Here is an 8,875-nt window from a genome sequence, read left to right on the forward strand (position 1 = left end):
GTCATGCCCCTCGACGCGTCCGCGCGCGGCGTCTACCCGATCGCCCCGACCCCGTTCCATCCGGACGGCCGGATCGACGTCGAGTCGATCGACCGGCTGACCGACTTCTACGCCGGCTGCGGCGCCACCGGCCTCACGGTGCTCGGCGTGATGGGCGAGGCGCCCAAGCTCGACCACGCGGAAGGCATCGCGGTCGCCACCCGCTTCATCCGGCGGGCCGGCCGGCTGCCGGTGATCGTCGGCGTCTCGGCGCCGGGTTTCGCCGCGATGGCGGGGCTCGCCCGCGCCAGCATGGAGGCGGGCGCGGCCGGCGTGATGATCGCGCCGCCCAACACCCTCCGCACCGACGACCAGATCGCGACCTACTACCGGCAGGCCGCCGAGGCGGTGGGCAGCGACGTGCCCTTCGTGATCCAGGACTACCCGCTGAACTTCTCCGTGGTGATGAATCCGGGCGTGATCCGCCGCATCGTCCAGGAGAACGCCAACTGCGTCATGCTCAAGCACGAGGACTGGCCGGGCCTGGAGAAGATCTCGGCCCTTCGGGCCTTCGAGGCCGACGGGGCGATGCGCCACATCTCGATCCTCTGCGGCAACGGCGGCCTGTTCCTCGACTTCGAGTGCGAACGCGGCGCCGACGGGGCGATGACCGGCTACGCCTTCCCGGACATGCTGGTCGATGTGGTGCGCCTGTCGCAGGCGGGTGAGCGCGACGCCGCCCATGACCTGTTCGACGCCCATCTGCCCCTGCTGCGCTACGAGCAGCAGCCGGGCGTGGGCCTTGCGATCCGCAAGTACGTGATGGCCCGGCGCGGCCTGATCGCCTCGGACGCGCAGCGCAAGCCCGTCGGCGGCATGAGCGCCACCGCCCGGGCCGAGGTCGCGTACCTGCTCGCCCGCCTCGCCCGGCACGATCCCCGCGCGGCGGTCTGACCCGCCGCGCCGGGGACGGAATCAGCTCTTCGTGGCGGTGACTGCCAGCTCGGGCCGGTGGTTCAGGGTCTGGAACACCACGCAGTAGCGCTCGGTCAGCTTGAGGAGCTGGTCGAGCTTCTCCTGCGGCGCGTCGGTGTCGAGGGCGAAGCTGAGGCGGATGGCTCGGAAGCCCACCGGCGCCTCCTTGTCGACGCCGAGCGTGCCGCGGAAGTCGAGGTCGCCCTCGGCGCTGACCTGGCCCGAGCGCAGCGGGATCTCCAGCGCGGTCGCGACCGCCTTCAGGGTCACGCCCGCGCAGGCGACCAGGGCCTCCAGCAGCATGTCGCCGGAGCAGAGCTCGGCACCGGAGCCGCCGGTCGCCGGGTGTAGGCCGGCAACCGCCAGGACGCGTCCCGTCTCGACCTTGCAGGCGACGCCCGTCTCGTCGAGCGAGCCCTTCGCCCGCAGGGTGACGACGGCGGAGTCCGGGCTCTGGCGGTATTGGTCCTTCAGCGGCGCCTGAAGCGCGCGCAGGCTGGTGGCGTCCATCGGGGGCGTTTCCTCGTTGTTGGCCCTCCGCGGTTAACGGCAAGCACGGCGCGGCTCAACCGGGCGCGCGTCGTCGCGGGCAGCACACGATCTCGGAAACACGGATGGAGCGGTCGCCGCTCAGCTCTTCTTGCGGAACGCGTCGAGGCTGACCACCTCGGCGCCGCTCTCCTCGCCCTCGCCCTCCTTGCGGGCAGGGCGGGCGGGCTTGTCCTCACCCTTGGCCCCTTGCGCAGCGGGGGCAGGCAGCACCTTCGGCACGCCGCTGCCGCCGACCGTGGCGAGGCCGGTGCCCTTCGGCTTCAACTCGCTCGGCTCGGTACCCGCGCCGCGCGGCCCCGGTCCCTTGGCGACGGCGGGATGCTCGTCCTCGCCCTCGGGCGCCTCGGCGTTCTCGTTCAGGTCGAACTTCAGGCCGAACTGGACGGACGGATCGAAGAACCCGCTGAGCGCGTCGAACGGCACCAGCAGGCGCTCGGGGACGCCGGAGAAGGACAGGCCGACCTCGAAGGCGTGCTCGGTGACGCCGAGGTCCCAGAACTGGTGCTGGAGCACGATCGTCATGTCCTGCGGGTACTTCTCGCGAAGCGCCTGCGACATGCGCACGCCGGGAGCCTCCGTCCGGAAGGAGACGTAGAAATGGTGCTCGCCCATCAGCCCGTCCCGGGCCGCATCGGTCAGCACCTTGCGCACGACGCCCCGAAGGGCTTCCTGGACGAGGAGGTCGTAGCGGATCAGATCGTCTGCCATCTGCGGTCGTGCTGCCCGGCGTCCTCGGCCCGACGACCCGGCCCGCGGGCGCGGACGATGCCGTTCGGAAAACAGAAAGTGGAGGCTTCTGTTGCCAGGTGCCTCCGAACCCCGCCTATGCGGTGCTACCCGCTAGGACTTCAGGTCGGTATTGGGGACCGCTTACGCGGCCACCGCCACCGGAGCAAAGTTGTCGTTGGCAACTATTGCAAAGGCCCGATAACGGCGGAACCATGCCGAGCGAAAGCTCAACCTTTACGCCCTCGTCGATCCTATTTCGCCCCCGCCGAAGCACAGACCGCTCCATGCGCGCCTTGCGGCAGCATGTCCTGGGCTCGGGTGGAGGCGCCGGGTACCGCCCCCGGGTCCGATAGGTTTATTCCGAAGAACGTTTATCGCCATAGCCGGCCTCGCGACCGGCAAGGGGAATATAGAGGGGATCGCCCCGGTTTTGAAGCCCGATCCTGCCACGTCGATGCCGGATCCCGCGGCTGTTGCCGGAAGCGCCCAATCGTCGCTGCCCGGCCCCTCGCCGCGCCCCTCCGGATGGCCCTCCGGATGGCAAGCCGGGCTGCACCTCCTCGGGACGCTGGCCCTCGTGCCCCTCTATCTCGGGGCGGCCAGCCTGATGGCGCTCGCCTGCGTGCGGGTCGGTGCCGATCTCATCGCCGGGATCGACCCGTTCCTGCCGCCCAACCGCCGGCCCTTCATCGGCGCGATGGCACTCGCCCGGCGCGAGCTCGCGGTCGACATCCTGCGCCAGATCTTCCTGGCGGGGCTGGTGCTCGGCACCGCCCTGTGGCGGGACGGGGCGGGCTGGCGCGCGCGGCTCGCCCTCGACCGCCGGCAGCCGAACGGCATGCGGGCGCGCAACCTCCTCCTCGTCCTGCTGCTCTGGCCGCTCGCGCACATCGTCTGGGTGAGCGCCACGGCGGCCGTCTTCGGCACGAGCTTCGGCCAGGGCACGCGGCTGTCGCCCCTGCTCACTCCCGCCTCCGTCGCCGCCTGGCTCGCCTACGTGGTGGTGCTGGCGCCCGTCGCCGAGGAGTTGCTGATGCGCGGCGAGATCTTTCGCCGCGCCCGCACTGTGCTGGGGCCCGCCGCGACGATTCTGCTCACGGCCACGATCTTCGCGCTGGCCCACATCTCCGCCCCGAGTTCCGCGGGCTGGGGGCTCGCCCGGCCGGTCTCGCTGCTGCCGCTGGCGATCGCCCTCGGCATCTTGCGCTGGCGCACGGGCCGGCTCTGGCCCTGCATCGCCCTGCACGGCTGGAGCAATCTCGCGCTCATCGCCTACGTGCTCTGGCCGGGGTGAGCGGAGCGGGCGTACAGCTTCGGGACAGGGGATAAACTGCCGGCGACACCGCTTGGTCATCGCAACGCCTCCAACCATCCGGCAGGAGATCCAGGATGGAAGCCTACCACGACCTCTTGCGCCGCATCCTCGAGGAGGGCGTATCGAAGGAGGACCGCACCGGCACCGGCACCCTGTCGGTGTTCGGCCACCAGATGCGTTTCGACCTGCGCGACGGATTCCCGCTCGTCACCACGAAGCGCCTGCACCTGCGCTCGATCATCCACGAGCTGCTCTGGTTCCTGCAGGGCGACACCAACGTGCGGGCGCTGCGGGAGAACGGCGTCACCATCTGGGACGAGTGGGCCGATGAGCACGGCGATCTCGGCCCCGTCTACGGCAAGCAGTGGCGCTCGTGGGAGAAGCCCGCGGGCGGCACCGTCGACCAGATCGCCTGGGTGGTCGACGAGATCCGCCGCAACCCGGATTCGCGCCGCCTCGTCGTCTCGGCCTGGAACCCTGCCGACCTCGACCGGATGGCGCTGGCGCCCTGCCACTGCCTCTTTCAGTTCTACGTCGCGGAGGGGCGCATCTCCTGCCAGCTCTACCAGCGCTCGGCCGACGCGTTTCTCGGCGTGCCCTTCAACATCGCGAGCTACGCGCTCCTCACCCACATGATGGCGCAGGCGACGGGTCTGGCGCCCGGCGACTTCGTGCACAGCTTCGGCGACGCGCACCTCTACCGGAACCACTTGGAACAGACCCGGCTTCAATTGACGCGCGAGCCCAGGCCGCTGCCCCGCCTCGTCCTGAATCCGGAGGTGCACGACCTCTTCGCTTTCCGGTTCGAGGACATCGCGATCGAGGGCTATGATCCGCACCCGGCGATCGCCGCGCCGGTCGCCGTCTGAGGAGATCCGATGTCCGCGCCCCGCATCACCCTCGTCGTCGCGGTCGCGCGCAACGGCGTCATCGGCCGCGACAACGGGCTCGCCTGGCACCTGCGCAGCGACCTGCAGCGCTTCAAGGCGCTCACCATGGGCAAGCCGATGCTGATGGGCCGCAAGACCTACGCGTCGATCGGCCGGCCGCTGCCGGGGCGCCGCACCCTGGTGCTCACCCGCGACCCCGCCTTCGCGGCGGAGGGGATCACAGTGGTGCACGACTGGGCCGGCGCGCTCGCGGCGGCGGACGCCGAGGAGCTCATGGTGGTGGGCGGCGCCGAGATCTATCGCCTCGCCCTGCCGCATGCCGACCGGATCCACCTCACGGAGGTCGCGGGCGACTACGCAGGCGACACCTATTTCCCCGCCCTCGAGCCCAGCGACTTCCGCGAGACCGAGCGCGAGGTGCACGAGGCGGGCCCGCACGACGAGAGCGCCTTCGCCTTCGTCACCCTCGACCGGGTCCGTTGAGGCCCCGCGTCCGGCAGGGACGCGTTAGCCAAGGTCACCGGGTCGCGGGCTGCGGGCGGTTGCCAAGGGCTGCGGCGATGCCCACCTGCGAGCCTTGACAGCAGCGGCGCTGGCCCCGCAGGTGCTTGGGACAACTCCGGAACGGTGTCTCGGGGCCCTCCGGGCAGGGATGAGTACGGGCGCGGCGACCGTTGGTGCATGAGGCGCGGACGGCGTTCCGCCGCGGGCAGGAGATATCGGCTGGCATGCCTTGGAGTAACCAGAGCGGCGGCGGCGGGGGCGGCAACGGGGGCCCGTGGGGCAACCGCGGCGGCAACGGCGGCGGAGGACCCTGGGGCAGCGGCGGAGGCGGCAAGCAGCCGCCGAACCTGGAAGACCTGCTGCGGCGTGGCCAGGATCGCTTGCGCGGGGTGATGCCGGGCGGTGGGGGCGGCGGAGGAGGCGGTGGTAGCTTCCTCGGCAGCGGCAAGGGCATCGCGGCGGTCGGCGCGCTCGCCGTCGCGGTCTGGCTGCTGACGGGCTTCTACACGGTGGCGCCGAACCAGGTCGGCATCGAGACCATCTTCGGCCGCTATGTCGGCTCGAAGGGCGAGGGTCTGCGCTACAACTTCCCCTACCCGGTCGGCGCGGTGACCAAGCCGAATGTCGGCCAGGTCAACTCGATCCAGGTCGGCTTCCGCTCGTCCGGCAGCGGGCGCACCTCCATGCGCGACGTGCCCGACGAGAGCCTGATGCTCACGGGCGACGAGAACATCGTCGATCTGGATTTCGAGGTGCAGTGGCGCGTCAATCCGCTCAAGGCCTCGGACTTCGTGTTCAACCTCCAGAACCCGGAGGGCACCATCAAGGCCATCGCCGAGAGCGCGATGCGCGAGGTGGTGGGCCGGCGCAACATCCAGGCGATCCTCACGAACGAGCAGTCGAGCGTGGCCCAGGAGGTGCGTGAGATCCTCCAGGCGGCCCTCGACGAGTACGGCGCGGGCGTGCGCATCGAGGTGGTGCAGCTCGTCTCCGTCAACCCGCCGCCGGAGGTCCGACCGGCCTTCATCGACGTGAACGCGGCCCAGCAGGACGCCGACACCGTCCAGAACGAGGCCAAGACCTACGCCAGCCGCGAGGTGCCGCAGGCCCGCGGCCGCGCCGCCCAGATCGTGCAGGCGGCCGAGGCCTACAAGACCAAGGCCACCGCCGACGCCACCGGTCAGGCCGCCCGCTTCGACGAGGTCTACGCCTCCTACAAGGTCGCGCCGGCGGTGAGCCGCGAGCGGCTGTTCCTGGAGACCATGGAGAAGGTGCTGGGGTCCGTGAACAAGGTGATCATCGACCAGAATGGGCAGGGCCCGTCCGGCGCGGCCAGCGCCGGCGTGCTGCCCGTGCTGCCGCTCGCCGAGTTCGGCAACCGCGCCCCGGGCGCCCCCCAGACCGGAGCCGCCCGATGAACGGACAGACGCTCCGCACCGGGCTCGCGGTGATCGCGGCCGCGATTGCCGTCGCCCTCTACGCCTCGGTCTTCACTGTCGGGCAGATGCAGCAGGCCCTGGTGCTGCAGCTCGGCCGCGTGCGCGCCGTGCTGAACCAGACTGGCGAGGACCGCCCCGGTCTCTATTTCAAGATCCCGTTCGTCGAGAACGTGGTGGTCTTCGACAAGCGCGTCCTCGACCTCGACCTGCCGGTCCAGACGCTGCTCACCGCCGACCGCCAGAACTTGGAGGTCGACGCCTTCGCCCGCTACCGGATCATCGATCCGCTGCGCTTCTACCAGTCGGTGAACAACATCGCGCTGGCCAACCAGCGTCTGGCGAGCTTCACCAACTCGGCCCTGCGCAACGTGCTGGCCCGCTCGACCCGCGACGCCATCGTGAAGACCGAGCGCACCCGGCTGATGAACGAGATCCAGGAGGACGTGAACCGTCAGGCCAAGGCGCTCGGCATCCAGATCGTGGATCTGCGCATGACCCGCGTCGACCTGCCGGCGGCGAACTCGTCGGCCGTCTACAAGCGGATGAAGACCGAGCGCGAGCGCGAGGCCGCCGACATCCGGGCGAACGGCGATCAGATCGCCGCCACCATCCGGGCTCGGGCCGACCGCGACGTGACTGTGGTGCTGGCCGAGGCCCAGCAGACCGCCGAGAAGCTGCGCGGCCAGGGCGACGCCGACAAGAACCGGATCCTCGCCGAGGCCTTCGGCAAGGACGCCGACTTCTTCGCCTTCTACCGCTCGATGCAGGCCTACGAGACTGGGCTGAAGGGCCCCGAGACCCGGCTGGTGATCAGCCCGAACTCGGACTTCTTCCGCTACTTCAGCGACCCGCAGGGCCGCACGCCGCAGGGGGCGGCCGCGCGCTCCGAGCCCGGGGCGACCGGTTCCACCCAGCCGGCGCGCTGACGGCGACGCCTCTCCCGAAGGGCCCCTGCGACAACGCGGGGGCCCTTCGCACTTGAAGACGGCCCCGCGCCACCGAATCTATGGCTCTGCTCCGCGCCCGCCCCGGCGGGCGCGCACGGGCCGGGCCTCGCGTGCCGGCCGCACCACCGCAGGAAACGCGCCCTTGAAGAGGTCGACCATGAATCCCGTTCCGGCCGCCGGCCGACCCGTCCTGGCCCGTGCGCGCGGCCTCATCGCCGCCACCCTGATCGGCGTCTCCGTCGTGGGGGCCGCCCTGCCGATGCCGGCCCTTGCCCGCGGCCCCGAGTCGCTCGCCGACCTCGCCGAGCAGGTCACCGACGCGGTGGTCAACATCGCGGCCTCGACCACGGTCGAGCAGCGCTCGACCCGCGGCGGGCCGCAACTCCCGCCCGGCACGCCCTTCGAGGACCTGTTCGAGGAGTTCTTCAACCGACGCGGCGGACGCGGCGGCGGTGGCGGCGAGAGCGAGCAGCAGCCGCGCACCCAGCGCAAGTCGAACTCCCTCGGCTCCGGATTCATCATCGACGCCTCCGGCATCGTGGTGACGAACAACCACGTCATCGGCGATGCCAACGACATTCAGGTCATCCTGCACGACGGCACGAAGCTGAAGGCCGAGATCATCGGCAAGGATTCGAAGATCGACCTCGCGGTGCTGCGCGTGAAGCCGACGCCCGAGCGCCCGCTCAAGGCCGTGCCCTTCGGTGACTCCGAGAAGCTGCGCCCCGGCGATTGGGTGATGGCGATCGGCAACCCGTTCGGGCTCGGCGGCTCGGTCTCCGCCGGCATCGTCTCGGCGCGCGGCCGCAACATCGAGTCCGGCCCTTACGACAACTACATCCAGACGGATGCGGCCATCAACAAGGGCAATTCCGGCGGCCCGCTGTTCAACATGAACGGCGAGGTCATCGGCATCAACACGGCGATCCTCTCGCCGACCGGCGGCTCGGTCGGCATCGGCTTCGCGGTGCCCTCGGCCTCGGCCAAGCCCGTCATCGACCAGCTGCGCGAGTTCGGCGAGGTTCGCCGCGGCTGGCTCGGCGTGCGCATCCAGAACGTGGACGACGCCACCGCCGAGGCGCTGGGGCTGAAGGGCGGCGCGCGCGGCGCGCTGGTCGCGGGCGTGGACGAGAAGGGCCCGGCCAAGACCGCCGGTCTTGAGGTCGGCGACGTGATCACCCGTTTCAACGGCAACCCTGTCAAGGCCTCGAGCGACCTGCCCCGCATCGTCGCCTCGACCCCGGTCGGCCAGAAGGTCGACGTGGTCGTGGTGCGCAAGGGTGAGGAGCAGACCAAGTCCGTCACGCTGGGCCGCCTGGAGGACAACGAGCGGCCCCAGCTCGCCAATGCCCGCCAGCCCGAGCCGGAGAACGCCGTGCGTCAGGCGCTCGGCCTCAACCTCTCGGGGATGACGGACGAGCTGCGCCGCCGCTTCTCCATCAAGGAGAACGTGAAGGGCGTGGTGGTCACCCGCGTCGATCCGAACTCCACCGCCGCCGACAAGCGCATCCAGCCGGGCGAGGTCATCGTCGAGGTCGGCCAGGA

General features: G+C 70.7%; 9 protein-coding genes and 1 other RNA gene. 7 read left to right on the forward strand and 3 right to left on the reverse strand.

Features of this window, described 5'->3' with window-relative positions:
* The first annotated feature begins 3 nt into the window (after positions 1-3).
* Positions 4-933, forward strand: a complete 930-nt coding sequence (locus MFF54_RS23625) for a dihydrodipicolinate synthase family protein (RefSeq protein ID WP_238306653.1) — start codon at positions 4-6, stop codon at positions 931-933.
* A 21-nt stretch (positions 934-954) separates the two neighbouring features.
* On the opposite strand, the gene MFF54_RS23630 is transcribed toward MFF54_RS23625, so the two are convergent.
* From MFF54_RS23630 to ssrA, 3 genes are all read right to left on the reverse strand, one after another.
* Positions 955-1,464: an OsmC family protein gene (locus MFF54_RS23630; RefSeq protein ID WP_238306654.1), complete on the reverse strand. Its 510-nt coding sequence runs from the start codon at positions 1,462-1,464 to the stop codon at positions 955-957.
* 120 nt (positions 1,465-1,584) lie between these two features.
* Positions 1,585-2,214: an SspB family protein gene (locus MFF54_RS23635; protein WP_238306655.1), complete on the reverse strand. Its 630-nt coding sequence runs from the start codon at positions 2,212-2,214 to the stop codon at positions 1,585-1,587.
* A 77-nt stretch (positions 2,215-2,291) separates the two neighbouring features.
* Positions 2,292-2,674, reverse strand: a transfer-messenger RNA (tmRNA) gene (gene ssrA / locus MFF54_RS23640).
* A 138-nt stretch (positions 2,675-2,812) separates the two neighbouring features.
* Here ssrA and MFF54_RS23645 point away from each other — a divergent pair.
* From MFF54_RS23645 to MFF54_RS23670, 6 genes are all read left to right on the forward strand, one after another.
* Positions 2,813-3,529, forward strand: a complete 717-nt coding sequence (locus MFF54_RS23645) for a CPBP family intramembrane glutamic endopeptidase (RefSeq protein WP_238306656.1) — start codon at positions 2,813-2,815, stop codon at positions 3,527-3,529.
* A gap of 95 nt (positions 3,530-3,624) precedes the next feature.
* Positions 3,625-4,419, forward strand: a complete 795-nt coding sequence (locus tag MFF54_RS23650; RefSeq protein ID WP_238306657.1) for a thymidylate synthase — start codon at positions 3,625-3,627, stop codon at positions 4,417-4,419.
* Positions 4,420-4,428: 9 nt separating this feature from the next.
* A complete protein-coding gene (locus MFF54_RS23655) occupies positions 4,429-4,923 on the forward strand; it encodes a dihydrofolate reductase (protein ID WP_238306658.1) in 495 nt (164 codons plus the stop codon).
* A gap of 245 nt (positions 4,924-5,168) precedes the next feature.
* Positions 5,169-6,362, forward strand: a complete 1,194-nt coding sequence (gene hflK / locus MFF54_RS23660) for an FtsH protease activity modulator HflK (RefSeq protein WP_238306659.1) — start codon at positions 5,169-5,171, stop codon at positions 6,360-6,362.
* Positions 6,359-7,309: a protease modulator HflC gene (hflC, locus tag MFF54_RS23665; protein ID WP_238306660.1), complete on the forward strand. Its 951-nt coding sequence runs from the start codon at positions 6,359-6,361 to the stop codon at positions 7,307-7,309. Before hflK ends, hflC begins: the two co-directional genes overlap by 4 nt.
* A 178-nt stretch (positions 7,310-7,487) precedes the next feature.
* A partial coding sequence (locus MFF54_RS23670; protein WP_238306661.1) for a Do family serine endopeptidase occupies positions 7,488-8,875 on the forward strand: 1,388 nt, incomplete at its 3' end.

It is taken from the genome of Methylobacterium gregans, from assembly GCF_022179245.1.
Taxonomy (GTDB): Bacteria; Pseudomonadota; Alphaproteobacteria; order Rhizobiales; family Beijerinckiaceae; genus Methylobacterium; species Methylobacterium gregans.

What these genes read in the sequence shown, in the direction of transcription:
- hflK (WP_238306659.1), top strand. Translation starts at nt 5,169, where the DNA reads ATGCCTTGGAGTAACCAGAGCGGCGGCGGCGGGGGCGGCAACGGGGGC.
- MFF54_RS23625 (WP_238306653.1), top strand. Translation starts at nt 4, where the DNA reads ATGCCCCTCGACGCGTCCGCGCGCGGCGTCTACCCGATCGCCCCGACC.
- hflC (WP_238306660.1), top strand. Translation starts at nt 6,359, where the DNA reads ATGAACGGACAGACGCTCCGCACCGGGCTCGCGGTGATCGCGGCCGCG.
- MFF54_RS23630 (WP_238306654.1), bottom strand. Translation starts at nt 1,464, where the DNA reads ATGGACGCCACCAGCCTGCGCGCGCTTCAGGCGCCGCTGAAGGACCAA.
- MFF54_RS23650 (WP_238306657.1), top strand. Translation starts at nt 3,625, where the DNA reads ATGGAAGCCTACCACGACCTCTTGCGCCGCATCCTCGAGGAGGGCGTA.
- MFF54_RS23655 (WP_238306658.1), top strand. Translation starts at nt 4,429, where the DNA reads ATGTCCGCGCCCCGCATCACCCTCGTCGTCGCGGTCGCGCGCAACGGC.
- MFF54_RS23635 (WP_238306655.1), bottom strand. Translation starts at nt 2,214, where the DNA reads ATGGCAGACGATCTGATCCGCTACGACCTCCTCGTCCAGGAAGCCCTT.